Genomic DNA, 23,504 nt, shown 5'->3' with positions numbered 1-23,504 from the left:
GCACAGGTCCCATCATGAGCTTTCGCCTTCAACCCGCCGCCCCTGCCCGCCCCAACCGCTGCCAGTTGTTCGGCCCCGGCTCGCGCGTGGCCTTGTTTGAAAAAATGGCCGCCTCCGACGCGGATGTGATCAACCTTGATCTGGAAGACAGCGTTGCGCCGTCAGACAAGGACAGCGCGCGCCAAAATGTGATACAGGCCATCGGCGATGTCGACTGGGGCAACAAAACCCTCAGCGTGCGGATCAACGGGCTGGACACGCCTTACTGGTATCGCGATGTCGTGGACCTGCTGGAACAGGCGGATGAACGGCTGGACCAGATCATGATCCCCAAGGTGGGCTGCGCCGCCGACATCTACGCCGTGGATGCCCTGGTCACCGCGATCGAAACCGCCAAAGGACGCAGCAAAAAGATCAGCCTTGAAGTGATCATCGAGAGCGCCGCCGGCATTGCCCACGTCGAGGAAATCGCCGCCGCCTCGCCACGCCTGCAAGCGATGTCGCTTGGTGCTGCCGATTTCGCCGCCAGCATGGGGATGCAAACAACCGGCATCGGCGGCACTCAGGAAAACTATTACATGGCACATGAAGGCGCGAAATACTGGTCCGATCCATGGCACTGGGCACAGACCGCCATCGTCGCCGCCTGCCGCACCCACGGGGTGTTGCCGGTAGACGGCCCGTTCGGGGATTTCTCGGATGACGAAGGGTTCATCGCACAGGCAAAACGTTCGGCCACACTGGGCATGGTCGGCAAATGGGCGATCCACCCGAAACAGATTGCATTGGCAAACGAAGTCTTCACACCCTCCAAAGAACAGGTGCAGGAAGCACGCGAAATCCTTGCCGCAATGGAACAGGCCAAAGCCAACGGCGAAGGCGCCACCGTCTACAAGGGCCGTCTGGTCGATATCGCCAGCATCAAACAGGCCGAAGTCATCGTGCGCCAGTCGGAAATGATCAACGGCTGATCCCTTCCAAATGGCCTAAATATCCTCGCCGAAGGCACCCGAGGCCCCTTCATGGGGCCGAGATATAAAGCGCCGCGCAGCGGCTCAATTTCGCTGGGCGACCGGCTGGCGCAGGATGGTTTTCAGCTTCTCGGGGGCAATCTTGCGCGGGTCACCAAGATAGATTTCGTGATGCAATCCGCGAGCCACAAACCCCTTGTCAGGGATGAACCGCTTGTGCATTTCTTCCAGCACCGGCCCCTCCGCATCATAAGGCCCGACATGCAGCACCTGCACAGCCAGCCCCTCGCCGAACCGCTCCAGACAAACCGCGCGCAGGGTTTCTTCGTCCGTCGGGGCCTCTTTCTTCTTGGCCGTTTTGGCGACAACGCTCTCCAGAACCTCGGCCAAATCCGCTTGCTTGACCCAATCAGGCTGCCGGATCATCATCCGCCATTTCCAACTGTCCTTGTCGCGGGATGTGAAACTGCCCATGTCATCGGCCCACCACAACCCTTCCAGTGGCGGCACCACATGATCCACGCCGCGGGGTTTGCCAAAAAATTTCAACCCGTAGCCAAGACCGTATAACGCGGCCACCGCCCGACCATAAGCAGGCGATGTATTCGGGTTCCCCATGCCATCAATCATCAGGAAATTCATTTCAGGCACGTCAATCACATCAAACCGCCCCACCTTGCCAGAATAAAGCGCCTTGTCCTGCTTTTTGAAATCGGTTTTCAACATGTCCATTCCCCTTATGCCTTAAGCGGCACACATATATCCGTCAGCAAATCATCCGGTGCGGTATCCATCGGATCGTTCAGATAAACCTCGAAACCGGGCGCATCGCGAAACTCTTTGCCCGAATTGGGCAACCATTCCCCATACATATACTCATACGCCGCATTCAGCCCCGCATACGGTCCCTTATAATGCATCACGGCCATACGCCCGTCCGGCACCCGAACATCCTGCAGGTTTTCAGGCATTTCAAAATCATCCCCCACGATCACCCCCGCGTGGCTGTTCAAATCCTGCGCCGCAACTGTTGTCGGATCGTCATAGTAAATCCCCAGCATCCCTTGCGCCTGCGGCCACAGATTGCGCGCTGTGAAAACACCGGCAACCTTCTGAAACGCATTGCCAATTTCCAGATAGGGGCCTTTGTGTGCCATAGCGGCCAAACGACGGGACGGTGCGGTGATGATTTCAACGGGAAACACCGGGTATTCTCCTTTTCTAAGTTGCAGAAACGGTGATGTCAGATCACCGCGCTTACGGAACCTGCCGGGGGATATGCCGAACACTTCGCCAAAGGCACGGGTGAAACTTTGCGCCGACGGATAGCCGCTGCGCTTTGCCACCTCGGCCACGGGATCATCCGTTTGCACCAGCCAGCACGCCGCCCGATGCAGCCGGATTCGCCGCGTGGCCTGCGCACAGGTTTCGCCGGTCATCGCATGAAACACGCGGTGCCAGTGAAAGCGGCTCATCGCTGCCACATCCGCCAGCCTGTCCAGCGACAAATCGCCCGCCGGATTGGCATGGATGTATTCCAACACCCGCATCAGACGTTTCTCATATGAACCGGCCATGCGGCCCCCTTATCAATTGCTGAAATCACCCTGCCACGGCTGGATTTAACAAATCTTGCCATAATGCCCCCGTTGCAAATCCCGCCCCGCATCGTCATATATCACAACAACCAGAATTTCGGAGAGACCCATGGCAAATTACCTCGAATTTGAAAAACCGCTGGCAGAGATCGAAAGCAAAGCCGAAGAGCTGCGCGCCATGGCCCGTGCCAACGAGGAAATGGATATCGAGGAAGAAGCCAAGGCGCTGGACAAAAAAGCCGCCGATCTTCTGAAGGATCTCTACAAAGACCTGACCCCCTGGCGCAAATGTCAGGTGGCCCGCCACCCCGACCGGCCCCATTGCAAGGATTACATCGAAGCCCTGTTTACCGAATACACCCCGCTGGCCGGTGATCGCAATTTTGCAGACGACCACGCTGTTATGGGTGGTCTGGGACGACTGGGCGATACGCCGGTGATGGTGATCGGGCTGGAAAAAGGGTTCGACACCAAAACCCGCATTGAACGCAATTTCGGCATGGCCCGACCCGAAGGCTACCGCAAGGCGATCCGCCTGATGGAACTGGCCGACAAATTCGGCCTGCCGATCATCACGCTGGTTGATACACCCGGTGCATACCCCGGCAAAGGCGCCGAGGAACGCGGACAATCCGAGGCCATCGCGCGGTCAACCGAAAAATGCCTGCAAGTCAAAGTGCCGCTGATTTCCGTAATCATCGGCGAAGGTGGCTCGGGCGGGGCTGTGGCACTGGCCACGGCCAACCGGCTGTTGATGCTGGAACATTCGGTCTATTCGGTGATCAGCCCCGAGGGCTGTGCCTCGATCCTGTGGAAAGACGCCGAAAAGATGCGCGAAGCCGCCGAAGCCCTGCGTCTGACCGCGCAGGATCTGAACCAGCTGGGTGTGGTTGACGTGATCGTCAAGGAACCCGCCGGCGGCGCACAACGTGACCGCAGCGCGGCGATTGAAGGGGTTGGCAAAGCGTTGAAGGCGACACTGAAAGAGCTGTCCAAGAAAAAGCCGAACGCGCTGGTCAAGGACCGTCGCCAGAAATTCCTGTCAATCGGGTCAAAAGGTTTGGCAGCGTAAAGCCCACTTTCTTTGTAACATTATTAACAAAATCACAGATCAAAGTAATAGGCGGCTCCCGTCCTCTATTGTTATGGTCATCTCTACATTGAACGGGCCTACAGATTCTGTGGCCTAACTATGGGGAGGTGAATGTATCAAAACTCCCCTGATAATAAATGGGAGAGAATGGATGCTAAAAAAATCACTTTTTGCCGGCGTTGTAATGGCTCTGGGGCTGACGGCAGGCGCGGCCATTGCCGAATATCCTGAAAAATCTATCACAATTGTTGTCCCGTCCAAGGCTGGCGGATCAACGGATCGCACGGCACGCATGTTCACGGAACTGGCCGAGAAAAACTATGACGGCTTTGAATTCGTGATCAAAAACGTGCCTGGTTCGGGCGGTCAAAAGGGCTTTGAAGACATCGCTCGCGCCACTCCGGACGGCTACACCATCGGCCTTGTCTTCACACCCCAACTGGTGGCGCATATTGTTTCGGGTCGTGCAAAGTATACGCTCGACAGTTTTCACATTATGGGCAACACCGCACAGGATCCGGCCATCGTGGTTGTTCCCAAAGACAGCGCGATCACCGATATGGCCAGTCTGGCCGAAGCGGCCAAGGCCAATTCCCTGACCGTAGCTGTGAACGGCATCGGCTCGGATGATTTCCTTGCCGCCAAAGCCTTTGAAGCCGCGACCGGCGTTGAATTCAACCTGCTGCCCACCAAAGGGTCGACCGAACAAAAAGCGGCCATCCTTGGCGGCCATGTGGATGCGGCCTTCATGAACCTGTCGCAGATGATCAAACAGCACAAGGCCGGAGATGCCCGCATCATCGCCCTTCTGACAGAAGAGCGTGACGAACATCTGCCGGACATGCCCACAGCCAAGGAACAGGGCATCACCGTATTGATGCGCGCCACCCGTGGTTTTGTTGCACCTGCCGGAATTGATGCCGCAGTGCAGGATCAGCTGGACAAAATGCTGACCGAAGTCATGGCCAGCGATGAATTCATTGCCAATGCCAAAACCGGTTCGATCTTTCTGCTGCCAATGAGCGGGCCAGACTACCTGTCTTACCTGCAATCATTGCAGGCAGAAACCCAGGCTGTTTTCGACAAAGCGCCTTGGTAATGACCAGGAAAACCGTTGACCGCGCCGTTCTGGTGCTGCTCATCGTAATGGCTGTGCTGCTTTACTTCAGCACAGCCTATTACAAAGGCATCGCGATCAAGACTTCCGCCAAATACGTGCAGTTTCTGGCGGTGTTTATTGGCGGGCTGTCTGTTGTCCAGCTGGGCCATAGCCTGCTGAAAGACCGCAGCCATGACAGGCTGGTCCTGACCGGTCATTTGCCACGTTTTCTTGGCCTGCTGGTTGCCCTGATCATCTTTGCGCTGGTGTTCGAGCCTTTGGGCTTTTTCATTCCTGCGGCAATCTTTATTCCGGTTATGTCATACATGCTGGGATACCGAAATCTGCTGACAATCGGGCTGACGACCGTTGGCGTGCTGGGCTTTGTCTATCTGGTGTTTATCCAACTTCTGTCGGTCAATTTGCCCGGCATCAATTTCTGACGGGGACCGTGAATGTTTGAATATCTGGCAATTGTTTTTTCCGGCCCCGCCCTGCTGACCATTGCAATCGGCACCGTTGCCGGTGTGGCAATCGGTGGCATGCCCGGCCTGACAGCCACTATGGCTGTGGGCCTGCTGGTGCCGTTTACCTACACAATGGACCCGACAATGGGCCTGATGTTGTTGGGCGGTATTTACTGTGGCGCCATGTATGGCGGCTCGATCCCTGCTATTTTGCTGAACACACCGGGCACACCTGCCGCTGTTGCCACCGCCATCGAGGGCTATCCGATGAGCAAAAAAGGCAAGGCCGGTCTTGCGCTGAAGGTTTCGGTGATTGCATCCTTCACCGGCGGGATGTTTTCAATCATGATCCTGCTGCTGTTCGCCCCCGTATTGGCGCGGCAGGCGCTGGCTTTTGGTCCGGCGGAAACCTTTTTGCTGGCGCTGATGGGTTTGGCGGGGATCATTTCGATTGCCGATGAAAACTCGTCCCTGCTAAAGGCGCTGATCGCGGGCCTGCTGGGTATGATCATTGCCGTTGTCGGCACCGACGACATGTCAGGCAGCCAGCGCTATACGATGGGGCTGGTGGAACTGGTCGACGGGATTGATTTCATGCCGGCGCTGATTGGCCTGTTTTCGATGATCCAGATGCTGGAACTGGCCGGAATGCAGCACCACACTGTCGATACCTCGGCCTTGCACAAAAAGCAGAAAAGCGAACCGATGCCAAAAGGGATCGGCAAGCATATCGCGCTTGGGTCAGGCACCGGCACGGTGATCGGCATTCTGCCGGGTGAAGGCGCAACCATTGCCGCGTTTATTTCCTACAACCTGTCCAAACGCATCTCTAAAACCAAAGAGCTGTTCGGCAAGGGCAACCCCGAAGGCATTGCCGCCGCTGAATCCGGCAACAACGGTTGCGTTGGCGGCTCGCTGGTTCCCACATTGACGCTGGGCATTCCGGGAAATTCGGTGGCCGCCGCCCTGATGGGCGCCTTTATCATCCACGGGATGATCCCGGGGCCGGATCTGTTTACCGAATATGCCAACCGGACCTATCCGTTCATCATCTCGATGTTTGTCGCCAACGGGGTATTCCTGATTGTGGGGCTGTCATTCGCGCCCTATCTGGCCCGTATCGCCCTGATCCCGCCGGCCCTGATGGTGCCCGTGGTCAGTGCCTTTGCGGTGCTGGGATCCTATGCGCTGAACAACTCGGTGTTCGATGTCTATCTGATGATCGCCTTTGCCCTTGGCGGGCTGGTGATCAAAAAGCTGGGCTATTCGCTCGAGGCGCTGATCCTTGGCCTGATCCTTGGCCCGATTGCCGAGGGTGGCTTTACGCAAGGTATGATCATCGGTCACGGCTCGCCTATGATCTTCTTTCACAGCAATATCGCCAAGGTTATGTGGGTGATCATTCTGGCCCTGCTGATCCCGCCGCTGTATTCCTATTACAAAATGGTGCGCGGCGGAAAACCACAGGCCGAATAAGAAAAACTAAAAGGGGCGTATAATCTGCGCCCCTTTTGCTATCCATATGTCTGTGCATAGGCCCTGTCGGGGTGTTCCAGATGCGGCACGGCACCAAATTGCGTCAGATGCAATTCATCGCCCAGCAGTTCGAATTTGTGGACCGAGGTATTCATCACCCGCAAAAACAGCTTGGTCTTTTTCACCATGTCCAGCCCCAGCGCGATGGCTGACAGCGTGGCAATCACACCGGTTGACGTGACCAGCACCGTGCGCCCCTCCTGCCCTGCCGCATTGTGCAGCGCGCCCATGATCCGGCTGCAAAATTCGTCATAGGTTTCCAGATCGCCGTTCATTCCGCCCTGGCGCCAGACATCCAGAACCTGCGGCACATGCCGGGCGAAACTCTGGATATCATCGGGAATATCCACCCCGTGACTGGCCTTCAGGCTGGCGGCCAGACCGAAATAGTCCAGCTCGTTCAACCGCGGGTCAATGCTGTGATGCACGCCCAGTGCCAACCCCTCGGCGGTCTGGACCTGCCGCTTCATATCGCCCGAGATGATCCGCTCGAACGGCCCCCCGTCGCGCAGGGCCTCGCCCAGCCAGCGTGCCTGCCGGTGGCCCAGATCACTAAGATTGTCATAGCTCGCCTCGTCCTGCGCGCCCGTCTGGGCCTGCCCGTGGCGGATCAGGGTCAGTTCTACCACAGTGTTTCCTTTGCGCGGGCGCCCCAGTCGCGGTCATAGGTTGCGCCGTCAAATTCGCCGGATGTCATTTCCTTCAGCATATCGCCCACCGTTGGCAGACCTTGGGACAGGTCCCCGTCCGTCCACAAACCCGCCCGCATCACGGCCCGCGCGCATTGGGAATAGATTTCGGAAATTTTGACAATGATCACCAAACGCGGCCGCTTGCCGTCCTTTTCAAACCGCGCGCGGATACCGGCATCAATGGTGATCCGCGCACAGCCATTCACCCGCACCACATTATCGGAACCGGCAACCATGAACATCAGCGCGATACGTTCGTCCGCCACCAGATTGCGCAGGCTGTCCATGCGGTTGTTGCCGCGCCAGTCCGGCAGGGCCAGCGTGTGTTCGTCCAGTTCCTGCACCACCGGCCCATCGTCGCCACGGGGTGAACCATCAACACCATCCGGCCCCACAGTGGAAACCACACAAAACCGGCTGCGCATAATCCACGCGCGGTAGGTGGGTGTCATCCGGTGCGCCACCTTGACCAGCGCGGCTTGTGCCGGATGCCCGTAGAGCGCCTCCAGTTCTTCGATACTGTCGATATACTCCATCCGCTACCTTTCCGGCACAAAGCCCGCCTCGGCCATCAAACGGTCCGAATTTTCCTCGATCACCTGCTCCAGTTCGGCCATGAATTCATCGCGCGGTTTACCCGCCTTGATGGGGGGCAGATATTCCAGCACCGCCACACCGGGTTTGCGGTAAACCCCGCGTTTGGGCCAGAACACCCCGACGTTGGTCGCCGCCGGAACGCAATCCTGTCCGGTCTGCTCATACAGCAACCCCGTGCCGATCTTGTAAGGGGCCTTGACCCCCGGTGCGATACGGGTGCCTTGCGGATAGATCACCAACTGTCCTTTGGCGATTTTGCCGCTTTTCACATCCGCCATCATTCTGGCAATCGCCCGCCCGCGATCCCCGCGTTTGACCGGCACATTGCCCATGCGCTTGCCGAAAAAGTGGAAAATCGGCATCCTGTGCAATTCGCGTTTGATGATGAACCGCGGGTTAGTGGCGGTCGAGACGATCAAAATGACATCCAGAAATGACTGGTGCTTGGAAGCAATCAGACATTCATCGGTCGGAATTTCCCCGCGCACTTCGGTTTTCAACCCCACCATCCAGCGCAACGTCCAGCGGCAATAGTTGGCATAGGCCTTGATATAGGCGAAAACCGCCTTGTAGGTGAAAAAGGCGAACGGCAGGTAAACCAGCGCCATCAGCGGCATCATGATATACATCTGGATGCTGAACAGAAGACTGCGCAGCCACTGGATTGCGTATTTCATCAGGTTAGCTCCTTCAATCTGCGCAAGGCCGCCGTGCGTGTGGCCCAGAAGGCCACCAAAGCCGCCAACGGGGGTATGACAAAGGGCAATAGCCAATGCCACCCCTGAAAGCCAAGCCCTGTCAGGAAACCGCCCGCTTCCGAGGTGCCGGGTAGAAAGGCAACAGCAAGCATCCCGGCCACGACACCGATCAGGGCGCCAGACAATGCCCGCAAGGTAAAGCGGCGCACAAAGGCGCGGGCGATATAGGCGTCATGCGCGCCAACCAGACGCAACACGCTGATCACTTGCGCATTTGCCGAAAGGGCCGCGTTTGCGGCCAGCGTTATCATCGCGCCCGTGGCCAGTGCGATCAGCAGGATTGACAACACCCCCAGAAACCGCAGCCGGTCTGCCGCCTTGATCAGGGGTTTGCGCCATCGGGTATGATCATCCAGCACCGCCCCCGGTGCTTCGGCAGACAGGCGCAAGCGCAGCCCGTCGGAATCATAGCCCGACGCGTCCTCGATCACCTCGATCAATTGCGGCACCGGCAGGCTTTCGATCGGCAGGTCGGGGCCAAACCACGGCTCCAGCAACTTGCGCTGTTCTTCTTGCGAAAGCGCCTTGGCGCTGGCCACACCTGTTGTGGTGCGCAGCACCTCCAGCGCGGCGCGCATCTGGGCCTCCATCTGCCCCGCCGGCGCCGATATCCGCACCGTTGATGACCGCGCCAATTCGGACGCCCAGCGATCTGCCAAACGCCCGGTCGCCAGCGACAAGGCCAGCGCGAAAACCGCAAGAAATGCCATAGCGGCCGAGGTAAACAACGTCAGCGTAGCCGTATACCCGCTGGGCGGAACCACCTTGTCCGCTTGCGAGTCACCTTTGAGCAGCGCAATCAACTCCGAGACATCCAGTTTCACAAATCCGCCCCCGCCAGTTGTAATTGCCTGTTGCTGATCCGTAACACCCGCGCATTCACCTGCGACTTGGCCGTACGGATCAAATTCAGATCATGGGTGGCAATCATGATGGTTTTACCCATCTTGTTCAGCTCAACCAGCAACGATATCAAACGCTTGGACATTTCCCAGTCCACATTTCCCGTTGGTTCGTCCGCCAAAACAACATCGGGTGACATGATCACAGCGCGTGCCAGCGCGGCGCGCTGCCTTTCCCCCCCGGATAATTCTGCCGGCAATGCGTCTGCGCGATCCTCTAGGCCAACCCATGATAGCAGATCCTTCAGGTTGGCCTCTTCGGCGCTGGCATCACGGCCGGAAACCCTTATTGGCAAGGCTACATTGGCTGCAATCGACAAATGGTCCAGAAACCGGCAATCCTGATGCACCACCCCGATGCGTTGCCGGTTGCGGGCAATTTCATCGCGGCCCATTGCCGCAACATCCTTGCCAAATACCTGCACCCGCCCCGATGTCGCCGCCAGTTCCATATAACACAATTTCAGAAATGTGGATTTCCCTGCACCGGATGGTCCCGTCAGGAAATGAAAGGATCCAGGGGCCAGTTTAAGCGAAATATCCGACAACAGCTCGCCGCCGCCGTAATTATAGGCCACATTTTGTAGCTCGATCACATACTGCCCTTTCTTTACGAATTGGAGACAGTTGTGCATAAGAATGGAAAATGTTTCAATGGCAACAACGATCAAAAAGATTGATCTTCGCCAATCCATTGATACAACGTAATAGTTAACAGATTTAAGAAAACTTAACTTGCAGTGAATGTGGGGACAAACATGCGGTTAATATGCCCAAATTGCGATGCGCAATACGAGGTGGACGATAGCGTCATCCCAATTGAAGGGCGTGATGTTCAGTGCTCCAGCTGTGGCCATACGTGGTTCCAGAAATCGGCAGCCCAGTTGGAGGCCGATGGCGAAACGCCCGTGGACGCCCCGAAACAGGATGCGGAGCAGAAAACAGACGCAGCGCCGGAAACGACAGACGAGGGTGATACCAAATCCGCTGAAGCAAGCGAAACAACAGATCAATCCGATGAAGCCGCCGAGTCCGACAAGGATAGCGACGACCAGGAACCCGCCCCCCGCAAGACTGACGAATCCGTATTGGGAATTCTGCGGGAAGAAGCCGCACGGGAAGCCGCTGCAAGAGCAAAAGAGGCCAAGGGCACACAAGACCCCGAGCCAAAGGCCGGACTGGACCTGTCCAAAACCTCTAGCGATACCCCATCCGATGTTTCCATAGCATCGGCAAAGCCACACCCTGACAGCCAGCCCACTGCTGAAAGCGGTGCCTCAGCCCATCGTGACCGGTTGCCGGATATTGATGAAATCAACTCGACTCTGCGCGCCGCGACTGATTCACTTGACGAAACCACCGAGGACGACGAGGCGCAGCCAAGCGGGCGGCGCGGATTCAGGCTTGGATTCTCGCTGGTTCTGATTCTGGCAACGCTGGGATTGCTGGCGTATATTTACGCCCCCGATATTGTTCAGCGGTTCCCTGAAAGCGAACCCTATATGGTCAGCTATGTCGAACAGGTGAACAACCTGCGGGATTGGCTGGACCAGATGATGAAGGCTGCGACAGATAAAATGTCGGGCACTGCCGGCAATTAACAGGCCATTCCACAGCTGGCTTTAATACTTGTCCAGCAGGCGTTTCAGATAGTCCCGTTCAATTTCCGGGCGGCTTCGGTCACCTGAACGGCGGCGCAATTCTTTCAGCAATTCCTGCGCACGGCGGCGCACATCCCCGTTCAGCAACACATCACCCTGCGTTGCAGATGATCCGCGCCCGCTGTTGTCGCGTCCCAGCGGATCGCGCCCGTTGGCCTGATCGCGTGTTTGCGCCTGCCCTTGCTGGCTTCCGTCCTGTTGACGGTTTTGCGCCAATGCATCACCCAGATTGCGCATCCCTTCGCGCAGGGCTTCCAGTGCCTCGGCCTGATTGTCCAGCGCCTCGGCCAGCTGCCCATCCCGCAATGCCTGTTCGGCCCCGTCCATCGCGCGACCGGCACGTTCCAGCGCCTCGCGAGCGGCATCGCCTTCGGCAGTTCCAGCCCCTGGCAGGCCATTTTCCTGACGGCGCAATTCGTCCCGCAAGGCCTGTTGGCGATCCGCAAGGCTTTCGCTCTGCCCCTTGCCACCACCCTCTTGGCCGGTCTGGCCTTCGCCCCCGCCCTGCCCCTGATCACCTTGTCCTGTGTGGCTGCGCCCTTCACCCTGCCCACCGGATTCGCCACGGTTCTGGCCACTTTCCCCACGGTTGGCGTTGGGGTTGAACTGTTCCTGCAAATCGCGGAATGCCTCGTCTGACAGCCCTTGCTGATCGCGCAGGGTGTCTTTCAGATCTTCCATCGACTGCTGGTCGGGGCTGCCTTCGCCTTGGCCGTTCTGATTTTCGGCCATTTGCAGGTTTTCCATCATTTCATTCATGCGCTGCATCAGATCGGCGGCTTCTTCCATCCGCCCTTCTTCCATCAGCTCCTGGATCCGGTCCATCAGGGCCTGTAATTCTTCCTGCGTAAATTCAAAGGTCTCGCCATTTTGCGCCTGTTGCTGGTCCTGCTCGCCATTCTGGCGCTGCTGTTCCGCCAACTGGCGCATGTAATCCTTGGTGGCGTCGCGCAATTCCTGCATCAGGTCTTCGATTTCTTCCTTGCTGGCCCCGTTTTTCATCGCCTCTGCCAGCCGTTCCTGCGCACGGTGCAGCCGTTCCTTGGCATCCGCCAAAGAACCATCCTCGAAAATCAGCGCGATATCCCACAGTGCAGCCGCAATTTCATCCTGCAATTCAGGCGTCATGCCAAAGGCCACGCCGGCCTCGAGCCGCCGGATTGCCACCCGCAACATCAGATAGGCACTGTCATTGCGCACAAAACCTTCGGGCCGGTGTGTCACCGCCCGCAGCACCTGTGCCACCCGCGCCCCGTTCTGGCGCGACCACAGCAAATCACGGCGCTGCTCAACCACCGCACGGGCCAGCGGCGCAAAGAAACGGCGCCCCGGCATCAGCATATGCATGGCTTCGGACCGGCCGGTTTGTCCCGAGGCATCCTCGACCGTCAGGGTCAGCGTGACGGGCAGGCCGGACCACGGGTGTTCGGATAGATCATCCACCAGTTCCTCGGTAAATTCGGCGCGGCTGCCGGTGATCGGCAAGGGCAGGTCAAGGACAACAGGATCGCGTTCTTCAGGATCAACAGCCAGCCCGTAGCGGCGATCAACCGTCTCCAGATCCAGCCGGAATTCCGCAGTGCCGCGCACCACGGCGTAATCGTCACTGGCGGCAAAGGGCTGCTTCATCACCCCCCGCGCCTCGCGTTTCAGCTCGCCGTCAAAGCGCACCGTTGGCGGCAGGTCGGGCAGCAAGGCAATTTGCCATTCGGCCCCGCCCTGCCCTTCAATCGCCAGAACGCCGTCTTTCGTAACCGTCATTTCCTGCGATACAGCGGTGGCGTCCTCTGTGATTTCATCCGAAACCGTCTGGCGCACAGTCAGCGACCCGACCTTGCCATACAGGCGCACCGTGATGCGCGACCCTTTGGGCACGCTTAAATCACCTTGCGGCAGGTCATTCAGATACAGGCTCGGCTTGCCTGTATAGGCGGGTGGCTCGACCCAGCCTTCCCAGCTTGGCCCCGCAGCCATGGCGGTTCCGCCCGCACCTGAGGCAATATCCGCCACGGTCTGCACACGGTTCAATGATCCAAACAGCAGTGCCACCAGCAAGGCCAGCGCCGCCACATAGCGTAGCGCATAGGGGTCTTTTGCGGACACGCGCAAATCGGCAGGGGCAGGTTTGGCCCCTTTGGCCCGTGCAGCCATGCGCGCGACATGGGCCTTCCAGACGGCCTGTGAAGCCGCATCATCCGCGCCGATTGCCTGCGTATCGGTCAGTGCCGTGATGGGGCGGCCGGGCAAAGTGGCATCCAGCCGTTCGCGCGCCTCGCCCTCGGTTGGCCAGCGAAACCGACGTAGCCCGTAAACCAGCGTCCACACAGCCGCCAGTGCAAACACAGCCACCGCCGCCATTGCCAGTTTCGGCGGGGTGAAATCCTGCACCCCCAGCATCACCAGCGCAATCGCCAGCATCAGCACCGACCACAGCGGCCAGAATGCCTTGGTCGCCCGTTCTGCCACCATACCCGCACGGGTCAGGCGCAGGGGCCATGCCAAACCTTTCAGGGCGTCGTCCTTTGGGGTGCGATTGCCGCTCATACCGATCCTTTTTGGCCCCGATAGGTCAGAGCCATTCCGGTATGGTATCGCGGTTTATCATATCTTCCAAGGTCGGGCGGGGCCGGATGACAGCGAATTGATGCCCATCGACCAGAACTTCGGGGATCATCGGGCGGGAATTGTATTCCGAAGCCATCACCGCGCCATAAGCACCGGCCGATCGAAACGCTACCAGATCACCGGCCTGTTGTGGCGTCAGGTTGCGCTGTTTGGCGAATGTGTCGCCGCTTTCGCAAACAGGGCCAACGATGTCGTAAGGGGATTGCTCCATCCCCGCTTCGGCCTCGACCACAGGCAGGATGTCATGGTGTGCCTCGTACATCGCGGGGCGGATCAGATCGTTCATCGCAGCGTCCACGATCAGGAACTGGCGGTCCTCGCCCTGTTTTACATAGATCACTTCCGCCACCAGAATTCCGGCATTGCCGGCAATCAGACGGCCCGGCTCAATCTCGATCTCGCAATCCAGATCGCCCAGCACCTCCTTGACCATCTGGCCGTATTCCATTGGCAGGGGTGGCGCATCATTTGAACGTTCGTAGGGGATACCCAGACCGCCGCCCAGATCAAGGCGGCGGATGTTGTGACCCTCGGCGCGCAGTTGTTTGGTCAGGTCAGCCACTTTTTCATAAGCGGCGCGGTAGGGTTCAAGCTGTGTTAACTGGCTGCCGATGTGAACGTCGATGCCGATCACGTCCAGCCCCTTCATCGCCGCCGCTTGTGCATAGACCGTTGAGGCCCGCGATATCGGGATACCGAATTTGTTTTCCGATTTGCCGGTGGCAATTTTAGCGTGGGTTTTGGCATCGACATCGGGATTCACCCGAATGGTGATCGGCGCGACCATATCCAGTGACAGGGCCACCTCGTTCAGCGCAATCATTTCCGGTTCGGATTCGACATTGAACTGACGGATACCGCCGCTCAGCGCCATGTGCATTTCCTGCCGTGTTTTGCCAACGCCGGAAAACACGATCCGCTCGCCGGGCACACCGGCGGCTTTTGCGCGGGCATATTCGCCACCCGAAACCACATCCATACCCGCGCCCATATCCGCCATCAGTTTCAACACTGCCTGATTGGAATTGGCCTTCATCGCATAGCAAACCAGATGGTCCATCCCTTCTAGCGCCTCGTCAAACAGCCGGAAATGGCGGCGCAGGGTGGCGGCGGAATAGAGGTAGAACGGCGTCCCCACCTGTGCGGCGATTTCAGGGATTGCAACGTCTTCGGCATGAAGGATGCCAATTTGGTATAGAAAGTAATCCATCAGTCGGTCGGCCCTGTGCGTTAGTATAGAAATAGCGGCAAGCCGCAAGACACACCGATAAGGAAAGTTGCGGGAATGGCAAGCAGAGGAAGGCGGTTATTTCGCGGCAATGTGTCCGCCAGAACCCAGATCGTTAGTGCGATAGCGGAAATCACCAGATCCCAAAACAGCCCCGTTGCCGCCGCGTTTTGCTGCCATGCGGTGATCAACCCGCCAACGGACAGGCCATTTTCAATGATCCACGGGGCAAGGTAGCTCATCGGCAATAACGCCCCAAGGATCGCCAGCAGCAAATACGTTGCGCGCAGTTTTGACATTAGACCTCTCCTTGGATTTCCAGCCCGCGCCGGAGCATTTCCAGCGTTGTGTCCATCATGGAGCGGTATCGCGCATCTTCCAGCCCGAACATCGCCCGATGGGTCACCATTCCGTCAATCAGCGCTGCAATACTACGCCCTGTTGCATCTGCGTCTATGTCGCTACGCACCTCTCCCACTTTGACCAGATGGCGCAATTGCTCTGTGCTTTGCGCTCCGATCCGCTCGAAAAACCCGGCAACTTCGGCGACCACCTCGTCCGAGCCAAAGCTGGGGCCAAGCACCTCGAAAAACATCCTTGTCTCGATGCGGGTTTCTTCCGAGGCATCCAGCGCCGTTCTGATTTGCGACATATAGTCCGTCAGCGTCCGGACCTCGCGTTGTGGCATTATCTGTTGTTCGATTTCCTGAAAAATCCATTTTACCAGTGCCGTGGTCAGTTGGTCCTTGCTTTTGAAATACAGATACAGCGTGCCCTTGGCCAAACCGGCCGCTTTGGCGATGTCGCTCATCTTGGCGGCGTGAAACCCTTGGGTGGAATAGCATTGCATCGCGGCTTCCATGATCCGCACCCGCATTGCATCTTTATCAACAATCTTTGGCATGCCCCCTTTTTAAAAGGTTTCCGGCACAGGGCAAGCTATAAATGACTTGACGGTCATTTTAAATCTCCCTATTAATGACCCAATAGTCATTTAAGAGGCGCCAATATGTCTACTGTACCGCTTGAACGCCGCCCGCACGGCTTTGGTTGGCCCGATGATACCCGCCCGTTTTTCAGGCCCGCTGGAAAACTGCTATTGTTGCTGGTGATCACCTTCATCACACTTGTGCCCGGCGGCCCGGTCGAGACCCGCGATTTTTCAGGCCTTGGCGGGCCTGTGTTTTGGGGATTCAATGTGTTTCTGGTGCTGTTGGGGGTTGGGGCAATCGCATCCGGCATCGGCTTGTTGCGGGACAGCAAAGCAGCGGCGATCGGCGGAATCATTGCCGGATGGGGATATATCTTTGTGGTGCTGCTTGATCTGGGCCATGTGTTTCCCGCAACCCCCGACCCGATCCCGTTGTTGCTGGGTCTGATCGAAATACTGGATGCAATGCTCGCCGCCTATGTTATTGTGCTGTGCCATCGCGGATTGAATAGATAATGACCGAACCTTATGCCCCTTTGAACACCCTGAAACCCGTCGCCAAAGACATCTGGGTCGTGGATGGGCCATCCATCAAATTCTACGGCGCCCCCTTTTCCACCCGCATGACCGTGGTGCGGCTAAAAAACGGTGATATCTGGCTGCACTCTCCAACCAAAATATGCGACAGCCTGCGGGATGAAGTAACCGCCCTTGGCCCCGTCTGCCACCTGATTGCGCCCAACTGGATTCACTATGCCTATATCGCGGAATGGCAAAAAGCCTTTCCCAAGGCCCGCGCCTATGCAGCACCCGGTGTGGTGAAACGGGCCAGAAAACACGGGATGGCCTTGCGCTTTGACGAGGATCTGACCCAGACCCCGCCCACCGCATGGGCCGGCCAGATCGAACAGATGATTGTCGAGGGCAGCAAGATCCACCGCGAGGCGGTGTTCTTTCATAAGCACTCAAAAACCCTGATCCTGACTGATCTGATTGAAAATTTCGAACCGGACAAACTGGGCTGGTTCCTGCGTATCCTGACCAAATGGGGCAACATTCAGGATCCGGACGGGCAGATGCCGCGTGACATGCGGATGACCTTTTCCAAGCACCGCGACTTGCTGCGCGCCGAGGTCGAAAAGATGATCGGCTGGGGACCGGAACGCATCATTCTGGCGCACGGGCGCTGGTATGACAAAAACGCCGTGGCCGAATTGAAACGGGCGTTCCGCTGGGTGTTATAGCCCGAGAATCAGGTTTACCGGCCCGACCTTTGTGCCCAAAGAAACCGACGGGTGCACACCGCTTGGCGTCACCGTAACACCCGCATTCATTGACGGGCGCACCGGTTCGCCATCCGCGCCACAGGCAGCCAGCGTAGCCAATGCGATCATTGCCAGAACTGTTCTCATTTCAACGCCTCTTTCCAGCGGGCAATCTGTTTGCGGACCTCGCCGGGCGCTGTGCCGCCGTAACTGGTGCGGCTGGCGACCGAATTATGCACGCCCAGCACATCAAACACACCCGCATTGATGTTTTCATGCACGCTTTGCATATCATCCAGCGACAGGTCGGGCAAATCACAGCCCTTGGTCTCGGCCATTGCCACCAGCGTGCCGGTCACATGATGCGCCTCGCGAAACGGCATCCCCAACTCGCGCACAAGCCAGTCGGCCAGATCGGTGGCGGTGGAAAATCCGGTGGCCGCCGCGCGCTCCAGCGCGTCCACATTGGCGTTCATATCGCTGACCATGCCGGTCATCGCAGCCAGTGCCAGCATCAGGCTGTCGGCGGCATCGAACACCTGTTCCTTGTCTTCCTGCATGTCTTTGGAATAGGTCAGCGGCAGGCCCTTCATCACAGTGAACAGCCCCACCATCGCCCCCATAATCCGGCCGATCTTGGCGCGGATCAGTTCCGCCGCATCCGGGTTTTTCTTTTGCGGCATGATGCTTGATCCGGTGGAAAACCGGTCCGACAATTGCACAAATCGAAACTGGGCCGAGGACCAGATCACCAGTTCTTCCGAAAACCGCGACAGGTGCATTGCAGTTATTGAACATGCGGCCAGATACTCCAGCGCAAAATCCCGATCCGCCACAGCGTCCAGAGAATTGGAGGCCGGCGCGTCAAAGCCCAGCGCCTGTGCCGTCATATGCCGGTCGATCGGAAAGGATGTGCCGGCCAGTGCCGCCGCGCCCAAAGGTGATTGGTTCATACGTTTGCGTGCATCGGCAAAGCGGCTCATATCACGGCCGAACATTTCCACATAGGCCATCATGTGATGGCCCCATGTCACCGGCTGCGCCACCTGCAAATGGGTGAAGCCGGGCATCACCCAATCCGCCCCGGCCTCGGCCTGTGCCAGCAGCGCCTGTATCAGCGCCTGCAAACCGCTGATCGCCGCATCCGTTTGTTCGCGCACCCACATGCGGAAATCCAGCGCAACCTGATCATTGCGCGACCGCGCCGTGTGCAGCCGCCCCGCCGGTTCGCCAATCAGATCCTTCAGGCGGGATTCCACATTCATGTGGATATCCTCGAGCGCCGTGGAAAATTCGAACGTGCCGCCCTCGATCTCTGACAATACCGTGAGAAGCCCTTCCCTTATCGCCGCCGCATCCGTATCAGTGATGATACCCGCCGCCGCCAACATTGCGGCATGGGCACGCGAGCCTTCGATGTCCTGTTTGGCCATCCGCTGGTCGAACCCGATCGAGGCATTGATTGCCTCCATGATCGCATCCGGCCCTGCGGCAAACCGACCACCCCACATGGTGTTGGCTTTTGCGTTATCTTTGCTAGTTTCGGTCATCATCGGCACCCGGAGAATTGATATGCAGTTACGTTCAGCAATCCTATATGCGGCAATCGCGGCCGGTGCAATCTATGCGGTCAGCAATATCGAGGCTGTCAAAGACGCATTGGGTCTGAAATCAGCCCCCCAAGAGGTGACCCAAAGCACCGGCCTGAGCGGCCCGCACCCGCTGGCCGAGGGATTGATGCTGAAACTTTCATTCCATGAAACGGCCAAGCCCGCCGTTAACACGCCTTTCACTGACGCGGATGGAAACGAACACACACTGGCCGAATACAAAGGCAAATATGTGCTGGTGAACATCTGGGCCACATGGTGCCCGCCATGCCGTCAGGAAATGCCGTCACTGGACCGGCTACAGAAACAAAAAGGCGGCGACAATTTCGAGGTCGTCACCATTGCCACCGGCCGCAATACCGTGCCTGCGATCAACAAATTCTTTGAAACAGCCAATATCACCAGCCTGCCGGTCCTGCTGGACCCCAAGCAAACTCTGGCCCGAAGCATGAATGTTCTGGGCCTGCCGGTTTCGGTGATCCTGAACCCCGAGGGTCAGGAAATCGCCCGTCTGACCGGCGGCGCGGAATGGGATACCGACAGCACATTCGCCATCATCCAGTCCCTGATTGCACCCTAACGCGCCAGTTTTGCCACCCTGTCGTGGCATTCGCATCCGACTTCATGGTCGTTCACCAGACCCACGGCCTGCATAAAGGCGTAGACGATTGTCGGGCCGCAAAACCGGAATCCCGCCTTTTTCAAATCCTTTGATATCTGCACTGACAGGGGCGTTTGCGCCGGAACCTCGGCCATGGTTTTGAACCGGTTCCGCAGCGGCTTGCCATCCACATAATTCCACAGGAACGTATCAAACCCCTCGCGGGCCTCGATCACCTGCCACGCCCTGGCATTGCCGATCGTTGCTTCGATCTTGCCGCGATGGCGGACAATGCCCGCATCCTGTAGCAGGCGTTCAACCTCGGTTTCGCCCCACCCGGCAATGACATCCGGATCGAACCCCGCAAACGCCGCCCGGAAATTATCGCGCTTCTTCAGAATGGTGATCCAGCTAAGTCCGGCCTGAAACCCGTCCAGAATCAGCTTCTCCCACAAAGCACGGCTGTCATACTCGGGAACGCCCCATTCCTCGTCATGATAGGAAATATAAATCGGCTCATTCCCGACCCATGCGCATCTGTTTTCCATAATATGTCCTGCTTTCCACCGGTTACACTGTATTCCAGCATTTTAGTATAATTAGAGAAAAATGTGAATCTTTACCTGTTGTTAGGCGCTATTCCTCCATTGTGCCCCTACACGGGACGGAGAATCAAATGCGACCAAAGACAATTCCGACAAAACCTGACCCAACCCCACTTATGGATAACCCCTTGGATTTTGCCATCCGTGAACGTGACAGGGATACAATGCAAATGGTCCGTGACGCGTTGCAACGCAAACAGGTGATGCTGGCCTATCAACCTGTTGTCCGCGCCGACACCCCCAATCCCCCCGCTTTTTACGAGGGGTTGATCCGTGTGCTGGACGACACCGGCCGCATCATTCCCGCACGTGACTTTATTGAAGTGGTGGAAACGGATGAAATGGGGCGGGTACTGGATTGCCACGCATTGGAACTGGGGCTTGAGGCTCTGGCACAAGAACCCACATTACGCCTGTCAATAAACATGTCCGCCCGTTCAATCGGCTATCCAAGGTGGATGCAAATTTTGAATTATGGAATCTCTCAGGATGAAACCATCGCGGAACGGCTTATTCTGGAAATAACCGAATCCTCGGCCATGCTGATGCCGGATATCGTCACAGCCTTTATGCGCGATCTGCAAGCATTGGGTATTTCATTTGCATTGGATGATTTTGGCGCGGGATTTACGGCCTTTCGATTCCTCAAGAATTTCTACTTTGATATCGTCAAAATTGATGGCCAGTTCATCCGCAACATTCAGGATGATACGGACAATCAGGTACTGACACAGGCACTGGTTTCGATTGCGGAACAGTTCGAAATGTTCACCGTCGCTGAATGTGTCGAAACCGCGGAAGATGCCGAATTTCTTCGTAAAATCGGTGTTGATTGCCTGCAAGGGTACCACTTTGGGGCCCCGACGATAACACCGCCATGGCATATCGCGGATCAGGAAAGGCGCGCATAATCCAAATATACACACCTATTGCCGCAAAGCATCAAACCTCCTAACACTGGGCGCAACACGGGGGCAAGGCAGGTCTGGCCTCTTGAAATTTCCAGCAAAGAGGACAGTCAAAATGACAAATATCGTAATCGCATCCGCCGGCCGAACTGCTGTAGGCAGCTTCCTTGGATCCTTCGCCAACACGCCCGCACATGATCTGGGCGCTGCTGTTCTGGAAGGCATTGTCGAACGCGCAGGTATTGAAAAAGGCGAGGTTTCGGAAACCATCCTCGGGCAGGTTCTGACCGCCGGTCAGGGGCAAAACCCCGCCCGTCAGGCCCACATAAACGCCGGTCTGCCGATCGAATCCGCCGCTTGGGGCATCAATCAGGTCTGTGGCTCGGGCCTGCGGGCGGTTGCGCTGGCCGCACAGCATATCCAGTTGGGCGATGCCGATATTGTGGCCGCAGGCGGTCAGGAAAACATGTCGCTTTCCCCCCATGTCGCCAACCTGCGCAAAGGTCAGAAAATGGGCGACATGCAATATATCGACAGCATGATCCGCGACGGGCTTTGGGATGCTTTCAACGGTTATCACATGGGCCAGACTGCCGAAAATGTCGCCAACCAGTGGCAGATCAGCCGCGAAATGCAGGATGAATTCGCCGTCGCCAGTCAGAACAAGGCTGAAGCGGCGCAAAAGGCTGGGCGATTCGTTGATGAAATCATCCCTTTCACCGTGAAAACCCGCAAAGGCGAAACCGTGGTTGATTCGGATGAATACATCCGCCACGGCGCCACAATGGAAGCGATGCAAAAACTCCGCCCCGCCTTTGTACGCGAAAACGGCAGCGTCACAGCCGCCAACGCCAGCGGCATCAACGATGGCGCAGCCGCCGTTTTGCTGATGTCCGCCGACAACGCCGAAAAACGCGGCATCACCCCGATGGCCCGCATCGCCTCTTACGCGACGGTCGGCCTTGACCCGTCGATCATGGGCGTTGGCCCAATTGGCGCCAGCCGCAAAGCCCTTGAAATTGCAGGCTGGAAACCCGAGGACCTTGATCTGGTCGAGGCAAACGAAGCCTTTGCCGCACAGGCCTGCGCCGTCAACAAGGACATGGGCTGGGACCCCGAAATCGTTAACGTCAACGGCGGGGCGATTGCCATAGGCCACCCGATCGGCGCCTCGGGCTGCCGCATCCTGAACACCCTGCTGTTTGAAATGGTCCGCCGCGACGCCAAGAAAGGTTTGGCAACTTTGTGCATCGGCGGCGGAATGGGTGTTGCGCTCTGCGTCGAACGCGGGTAAGGAAAATCCATTGCGCAAGAATGTTGCGTGATGGATTAACCTAGCGCAACTTGATTGCGCGCCCGATTTGGAGGCGAACATGACCAGAGTTGCCCTTGTCACTGGCGGCACGCGCGGAATTGGCGCTGCCATTTCCATTGCTTTGCAGGACGCCGGATACAAAGTCGCGGCCACATACGCCGGCAATGACGATGCCGCCGCGGCCTTCACCAAGGACACCGGAATAGCCACCTACAAATGGTCGGTGGCCGATTACGACGCGTGTGTTGCAGGCATCGCACAGGTCGAATCCGATCTGGGCCCGGTGGAAATTCTGGTCAACAATGCGGGCATCACCCGCGACGGCATGTTCCACAAAATGACCCGCGAGCAATGGCAAGAGGTGATGGACACCAACCTGAACGGCGTGTTCAACATGACCCATCCGGTCTGGAATGGTATGCGCGAGCGCAAATTCGGCCGCGTCATCAACATCAGTTCGATCAACGGCCAAAAAGGGCAAATGGGGCAAGCAAATTATTCCGCCGCCAAAGCGGGGGATATCGGTTTCACTAAGGCATTAGCGCAGGAAGGCGCGTTCAAAGGCATCACCGTGAACACCATTTGCCCGGGCTATATCGGCACCGAAATGGTGATGGCCGTGCCGGAAAAGGTGCGTGACAGCATCATCGCGCAAATCCCGGTGGGCCGCTTGGGCGAAGCCGATGAAATCGCCCGTTGTGTCACCTTTCTGGCCTCGGATGACTCCGGTTTCATCACAGGTTCAACCCTGACAGCCAACGGTGGGCAATACCTGACCTAAGGGCAGTCGGGGCAACGCTGCGCAGGCGCTGCCCCTTTTTCCAATGCCGTAACGACCTTTGGCCGAGCGGCAGTGGAACCCTTGAAAACCACCTGCCAAAATGCGTTGCTGCGCTTTTTGCGACCTTTGGCAATCATCGTTTTGATTTTCGGATCGGACGTGATCATCAGCATTGCGGCCTCCTGACGGGACAGTTTCATTTAACTTGCCTTAATGTGACATCCATCATTAATACCTACAAACGAGACTTTTCATATTACC

Annotated in this window: 27 protein-coding genes; 12 read left to right on the top strand and 15 right to left on the bottom strand. The window is 57.5% G+C overall.

From position 1 onward, the window contains the following. Positions 1–14: 14 nt before the first annotated feature. Positions 15–971, top strand: coding sequence for an L-malyl-CoA/beta-methylmalyl-CoA lyase (locus BAR1_RS02110; protein ID WP_118941488.1), 957 nt, complete (start codon positions 15–17; stop codon positions 969–971). Positions 972–1,055: 84 nt separating this feature from the next. On the opposite strand, the gene BAR1_RS02105 is transcribed toward BAR1_RS02110, so the two are convergent. Together BAR1_RS02105 and BAR1_RS02100 are read right to left on the bottom strand one after the other, a co-directional pair. Beyond that, positions 1,056–1,697 (bottom strand): GyrI-like domain-containing protein, encoded by a 642-nt coding sequence (locus tag BAR1_RS02105; RefSeq protein ID WP_118944307.1) that lies wholly within the window; start codon positions 1,695–1,697, stop codon positions 1,056–1,058. Between the two features lie 11 nt (positions 1,698–1,708). Further along, positions 1,709–2,548, bottom strand: a complete 840-nt coding sequence (locus BAR1_RS02100) for an AraC family transcriptional regulator (protein ID WP_118941487.1) — start codon at positions 2,546–2,548, stop codon at positions 1,709–1,711. Between the two features lie 130 nt (positions 2,549–2,678). On the opposite strand from BAR1_RS02100, the gene BAR1_RS02095 reads away from it, so the two are divergent. The 4 genes from BAR1_RS02095 (at position 2,679) to BAR1_RS02080 (ending at position 6,704) form a co-directional block, all read left to right on the top strand. After that, a complete protein-coding gene (locus tag BAR1_RS02095; RefSeq protein WP_118941486.1) occupies positions 2,679–3,641 on the top strand; it encodes an acetyl-CoA carboxylase carboxyltransferase subunit alpha in 963 nt (320 codons plus the stop codon). Between the two features lie 172 nt (positions 3,642–3,813). Then, complete coding sequence (locus tag BAR1_RS02090; protein WP_118941485.1) at positions 3,814–4,761, top strand: Bug family tripartite tricarboxylate transporter substrate binding protein; 948 nt, start codon at positions 3,814–3,816, stop codon at positions 4,759–4,761. Then, the gene (locus tag BAR1_RS02085) at positions 4,761–5,204 is read left to right on the top strand and encodes a tripartite tricarboxylate transporter TctB family protein (RefSeq protein WP_118941484.1); all 444 of its coding nucleotides are present in this window, start codon (positions 4,761–4,763) and stop codon (positions 5,202–5,204) included. The genes BAR1_RS02090 and BAR1_RS02085 overlap by 1 nt, the downstream gene beginning before the upstream one ends. A 12-nt stretch (positions 5,205–5,216) precedes the next feature. After that, the gene (locus BAR1_RS02080; protein ID WP_118941483.1) at positions 5,217–6,704 is read left to right on the top strand and encodes a tripartite tricarboxylate transporter permease; all 1,488 of its coding nucleotides are present in this window, start codon (positions 5,217–5,219) and stop codon (positions 6,702–6,704) included. A 38-nt stretch (positions 6,705–6,742) separates the two neighbouring features. Here the strand turns inward: BAR1_RS02080 and BAR1_RS02075 are convergent, their stop codons facing one another. The 5 genes from BAR1_RS02075 to BAR1_RS02055 are packed head-to-tail and all read right to left on the bottom strand — an operon-like array spanning position 6,743 to position 10,309. Next, on the bottom strand, positions 6,743–7,393 hold the full coding sequence (locus tag BAR1_RS02075) for a histidine phosphatase family protein (RefSeq protein WP_162891646.1): 651 nt from the start codon (positions 7,391–7,393) through the stop codon (positions 6,743–6,745). Then, on the bottom strand, positions 7,387–7,992 hold the full coding sequence (locus tag BAR1_RS02070; protein ID WP_118941481.1) for a pyridoxamine 5'-phosphate oxidase family protein: 606 nt from the start codon (positions 7,990–7,992) through the stop codon (positions 7,387–7,389). Before BAR1_RS02070 ends, BAR1_RS02075 begins: the two co-directional genes overlap by 7 nt. Before the next feature lie 3 nt (positions 7,993–7,995). Beyond that, positions 7,996–8,730, bottom strand: coding sequence for a lysophospholipid acyltransferase family protein (locus BAR1_RS02065; RefSeq protein ID WP_118941480.1), 735 nt, complete (start codon positions 8,728–8,730; stop codon positions 7,996–7,998). Further along, positions 8,730–9,635 carry a cell division protein FtsX gene (locus BAR1_RS02060; protein WP_118941479.1) on the bottom strand — a complete coding sequence of 302 codons (906 nt, stop codon included), beginning with the start codon at positions 9,633–9,635 and terminating at the stop codon, positions 8,730–8,732. The genes BAR1_RS02065 and BAR1_RS02060 overlap by 1 nt, the downstream gene beginning before the upstream one ends. Next, positions 9,632–10,309 (bottom strand): cell division ATP-binding protein FtsE, encoded by a 678-nt coding sequence (locus BAR1_RS02055; RefSeq protein ID WP_118944306.1) that lies wholly within the window; start codon positions 10,307–10,309, stop codon positions 9,632–9,634. The genes BAR1_RS02060 and BAR1_RS02055 overlap by 4 nt, the downstream gene beginning before the upstream one ends. A 162-nt stretch (positions 10,310–10,471) precedes the next feature. On the opposite strand from BAR1_RS02055, the gene BAR1_RS02050 reads away from it, so the two are divergent. Continuing rightward, complete coding sequence (locus BAR1_RS02050; RefSeq protein ID WP_118941478.1) at positions 10,472–11,314, top strand: zinc-ribbon domain-containing protein; 843 nt, start codon at positions 10,472–10,474, stop codon at positions 11,312–11,314. Positions 11,315–11,335: 21 nt separating this feature from the next. Here the strand turns inward: BAR1_RS02050 and BAR1_RS02045 are convergent, their stop codons facing one another. Genes BAR1_RS02045 through BAR1_RS02030 form a run of 4 tightly spaced genes read right to left on the bottom strand, consistent with a single transcriptional unit; the run spans position 11,336 to position 16,131 of the window. Beyond that, on the bottom strand, positions 11,336–13,918 hold the full coding sequence (locus BAR1_RS02045; RefSeq protein WP_118941477.1) for a TIGR02302 family protein: 2,583 nt from the start codon (positions 13,916–13,918) through the stop codon (positions 11,336–11,338). Positions 13,919–13,943: 25 nt separating this feature from the next. Then, positions 13,944–15,209: a diaminopimelate decarboxylase gene (gene lysA / locus BAR1_RS02040; RefSeq protein WP_118941476.1), complete on the bottom strand. Its 1,266-nt coding sequence runs from the start codon at positions 15,207–15,209 to the stop codon at positions 13,944–13,946. 20 nt (positions 15,210–15,229) lie between these two features. Further along, positions 15,230–15,526, bottom strand: coding sequence for a DUF2834 domain-containing protein (locus tag BAR1_RS02035; RefSeq protein ID WP_118941475.1), 297 nt, complete (start codon positions 15,524–15,526; stop codon positions 15,230–15,232). Further along, positions 15,526–16,131: a TetR/AcrR family transcriptional regulator gene (locus tag BAR1_RS02030; protein WP_118941474.1), complete on the bottom strand. Its 606-nt coding sequence runs from the start codon at positions 16,129–16,131 to the stop codon at positions 15,526–15,528. The genes BAR1_RS02035 and BAR1_RS02030 overlap by 1 nt, the downstream gene beginning before the upstream one ends. Positions 16,132–16,236: 105 nt before the next feature. Here BAR1_RS02030 and BAR1_RS02025 point away from each other — a divergent pair, with 105 nt between their 5' ends. Further along, positions 16,237–16,674 carry a hypothetical protein gene (locus BAR1_RS02025; RefSeq protein ID WP_228408681.1) on the top strand — a complete coding sequence of 146 codons (438 nt, stop codon included), beginning with the start codon at positions 16,237–16,239 and terminating at the stop codon, positions 16,672–16,674. Continuing rightward, a complete protein-coding gene (locus BAR1_RS02020) occupies positions 16,674–17,402 on the top strand; it encodes a DUF4336 domain-containing protein (protein ID WP_118941473.1) in 729 nt (242 codons plus the stop codon). The genes BAR1_RS02025 and BAR1_RS02020 overlap by 1 nt, the downstream gene beginning before the upstream one ends. Here BAR1_RS02020 and BAR1_RS17850 read toward each other — a convergent pair. Next, the gene (locus tag BAR1_RS17850; RefSeq protein ID WP_162891645.1) at positions 17,397–17,570 is read right to left on the bottom strand and encodes a hypothetical protein; all 174 of its coding nucleotides are present in this window, start codon (positions 17,568–17,570) and stop codon (positions 17,397–17,399) included. The genes BAR1_RS02020 and BAR1_RS17850 overlap by 6 nt on opposite strands. Next, a complete protein-coding gene (gene argH / locus BAR1_RS02015) occupies positions 17,567–18,973 on the bottom strand; it encodes an argininosuccinate lyase (protein ID WP_118941472.1) in 1,407 nt (468 codons plus the stop codon). The genes BAR1_RS17850 and argH overlap by 4 nt, the downstream gene beginning before the upstream one ends. 22 nt (positions 18,974–18,995) lie before the next feature. Here argH and BAR1_RS02010 point away from each other — a divergent pair, with 22 nt between their 5' ends. Beyond that, positions 18,996–19,613, top strand: a complete 618-nt coding sequence (locus tag BAR1_RS02010) for a TlpA disulfide reductase family protein (RefSeq protein ID WP_228408679.1) — start codon at positions 18,996–18,998, stop codon at positions 19,611–19,613. Here the strand turns inward: BAR1_RS02010 and BAR1_RS02005 are convergent. Further along, positions 19,610–20,182 (bottom strand): DNA-3-methyladenine glycosylase I, encoded by a 573-nt coding sequence (locus tag BAR1_RS02005; RefSeq protein WP_118941470.1) that lies wholly within the window; start codon positions 20,180–20,182, stop codon positions 19,610–19,612. The genes BAR1_RS02010 and BAR1_RS02005 overlap by 4 nt on opposite strands. Positions 20,183–20,310: 128 nt before the next feature. On the opposite strand from BAR1_RS02005, the gene BAR1_RS02000 reads away from it, so the two are divergent. From BAR1_RS02000 to phbB, 3 genes are all read left to right on the top strand, one after another. Then, positions 20,311–21,150 carry an EAL domain-containing protein gene (locus BAR1_RS02000; RefSeq protein ID WP_118941469.1) on the top strand — a complete coding sequence of 280 codons (840 nt, stop codon included), beginning with the start codon at positions 20,311–20,313 and terminating at the stop codon, positions 21,148–21,150. A gap of 112 nt (positions 21,151–21,262) precedes the next feature. Continuing rightward, positions 21,263–22,441, top strand: a complete 1,179-nt coding sequence (locus BAR1_RS01995) for an acetyl-CoA C-acetyltransferase (protein WP_118941468.1) — start codon at positions 21,263–21,265, stop codon at positions 22,439–22,441. A gap of 79 nt (positions 22,442–22,520) precedes the next feature. Beyond that, positions 22,521–23,243, top strand: coding sequence for a beta-ketoacyl-ACP reductase (gene phbB / locus BAR1_RS01990; RefSeq protein ID WP_118941467.1), 723 nt, complete (start codon positions 22,521–22,523; stop codon positions 23,241–23,243). On the opposite strand, the gene BAR1_RS01985 is transcribed toward phbB, so the two are convergent. After that, complete coding sequence (locus BAR1_RS01985) at positions 23,240–23,443, bottom strand: hypothetical protein (RefSeq protein ID WP_118941466.1); 204 nt, start codon at positions 23,441–23,443, stop codon at positions 23,240–23,242. The two genes, phbB and BAR1_RS01985, sit on opposite strands and share 4 nt — an antisense overlap. Positions 23,444–23,504: the final 61 nt, after the last annotated feature.

It is taken from the genome of Profundibacter amoris (assembly GCF_003544895.1).
In the GTDB taxonomy this organism is placed as follows: domain Bacteria; phylum Pseudomonadota; class Alphaproteobacteria; order Rhodobacterales; family Rhodobacteraceae; genus Profundibacter; species Profundibacter amoris.
This window is presented reverse-complemented; position numbering and strand designations above follow the sequence as displayed.

Excerpts from the sequence above, each read along its gene's own strand:
- BAR1_RS02110 (WP_118941488.1), top strand. The coding sequence starts at position 15 with ATGAGCTTTCGCCTTCAACCCGCCGCCCCTGCCCGCCCCAACCGCTGC.
- BAR1_RS02105 (WP_118944307.1), bottom strand. The coding sequence starts at position 1,697 with ATGTTGAAAACCGATTTCAAAAAGCAGGACAAGGCGCTTTATTCTGGC.
- BAR1_RS02100 (WP_118941487.1), bottom strand. The coding sequence starts at position 2,548 with ATGGCCGGTTCATATGAGAAACGTCTGATGCGGGTGTTGGAATACATC.
- BAR1_RS02095 (WP_118941486.1), top strand. The coding sequence starts at position 2,679 with ATGGCAAATTACCTCGAATTTGAAAAACCGCTGGCAGAGATCGAAAGC.
- BAR1_RS02090 (WP_118941485.1), top strand. The coding sequence starts at position 3,814 with ATGCTAAAAAAATCACTTTTTGCCGGCGTTGTAATGGCTCTGGGGCTG.
- BAR1_RS02085 (WP_118941484.1), top strand. The coding sequence starts at position 4,761 with ATGACCAGGAAAACCGTTGACCGCGCCGTTCTGGTGCTGCTCATCGTA.
- BAR1_RS02080 (WP_118941483.1), top strand. The coding sequence starts at position 5,217 with ATGTTTGAATATCTGGCAATTGTTTTTTCCGGCCCCGCCCTGCTGACC.
- BAR1_RS02070 (WP_118941481.1), bottom strand. The coding sequence starts at position 7,992 with ATGGAGTATATCGACAGTATCGAAGAACTGGAGGCGCTCTACGGGCAT.
- BAR1_RS02065 (WP_118941480.1), bottom strand. The coding sequence starts at position 8,730 with ATGAAATACGCAATCCAGTGGCTGCGCAGTCTTCTGTTCAGCATCCAG.
- BAR1_RS02050 (WP_118941478.1), top strand. The coding sequence starts at position 10,472 with ATGCGGTTAATATGCCCAAATTGCGATGCGCAATACGAGGTGGACGAT.
- BAR1_RS02045 (WP_118941477.1), bottom strand. The coding sequence starts at position 13,918 with ATGAGCGGCAATCGCACCCCAAAGGACGACGCCCTGAAAGGTTTGGCA.
- lysA (WP_118941476.1), bottom strand. The coding sequence starts at position 15,209 with ATGGATTACTTTCTATACCAAATTGGCATCCTTCATGCCGAAGACGTT.
- BAR1_RS02035 (WP_118941475.1), bottom strand. The coding sequence starts at position 15,526 with ATGTCAAAACTGCGCGCAACGTATTTGCTGCTGGCGATCCTTGGGGCG.
- BAR1_RS02030 (WP_118941474.1), bottom strand. The coding sequence starts at position 16,131 with ATGCCAAAGATTGTTGATAAAGATGCAATGCGGGTGCGGATCATGGAA.
- BAR1_RS02025 (WP_228408681.1), top strand. The coding sequence starts at position 16,237 with ATGTCTACTGTACCGCTTGAACGCCGCCCGCACGGCTTTGGTTGGCCC.
- BAR1_RS02020 (WP_118941473.1), top strand. The coding sequence starts at position 16,674 with ATGACCGAACCTTATGCCCCTTTGAACACCCTGAAACCCGTCGCCAAA.
- BAR1_RS17850 (WP_162891645.1), bottom strand. The coding sequence starts at position 17,570 with ATGAGAACAGTTCTGGCAATGATCGCATTGGCTACGCTGGCTGCCTGT.
- argH (WP_118941472.1), bottom strand. The coding sequence starts at position 18,973 with ATGACCGAAACTAGCAAAGATAACGCAAAAGCCAACACCATGTGGGGT.
- BAR1_RS02010 (WP_228408679.1), top strand. The coding sequence starts at position 18,996 with ATGCAGTTACGTTCAGCAATCCTATATGCGGCAATCGCGGCCGGTGCA.
- BAR1_RS02005 (WP_118941470.1), bottom strand. The coding sequence starts at position 20,182 with ATGGAAAACAGATGCGCATGGGTCGGGAATGAGCCGATTTATATTTCC.
- BAR1_RS02000 (WP_118941469.1), top strand. The coding sequence starts at position 20,311 with ATGCGACCAAAGACAATTCCGACAAAACCTGACCCAACCCCACTTATG.
- BAR1_RS01995 (WP_118941468.1), top strand. The coding sequence starts at position 21,263 with ATGACAAATATCGTAATCGCATCCGCCGGCCGAACTGCTGTAGGCAGC.
- phbB (WP_118941467.1), top strand. The coding sequence starts at position 22,521 with ATGACCAGAGTTGCCCTTGTCACTGGCGGCACGCGCGGAATTGGCGCT.
- BAR1_RS01985 (WP_118941466.1), bottom strand. The coding sequence starts at position 23,443 with ATGAAACTGTCCCGTCAGGAGGCCGCAATGCTGATGATCACGTCCGAT.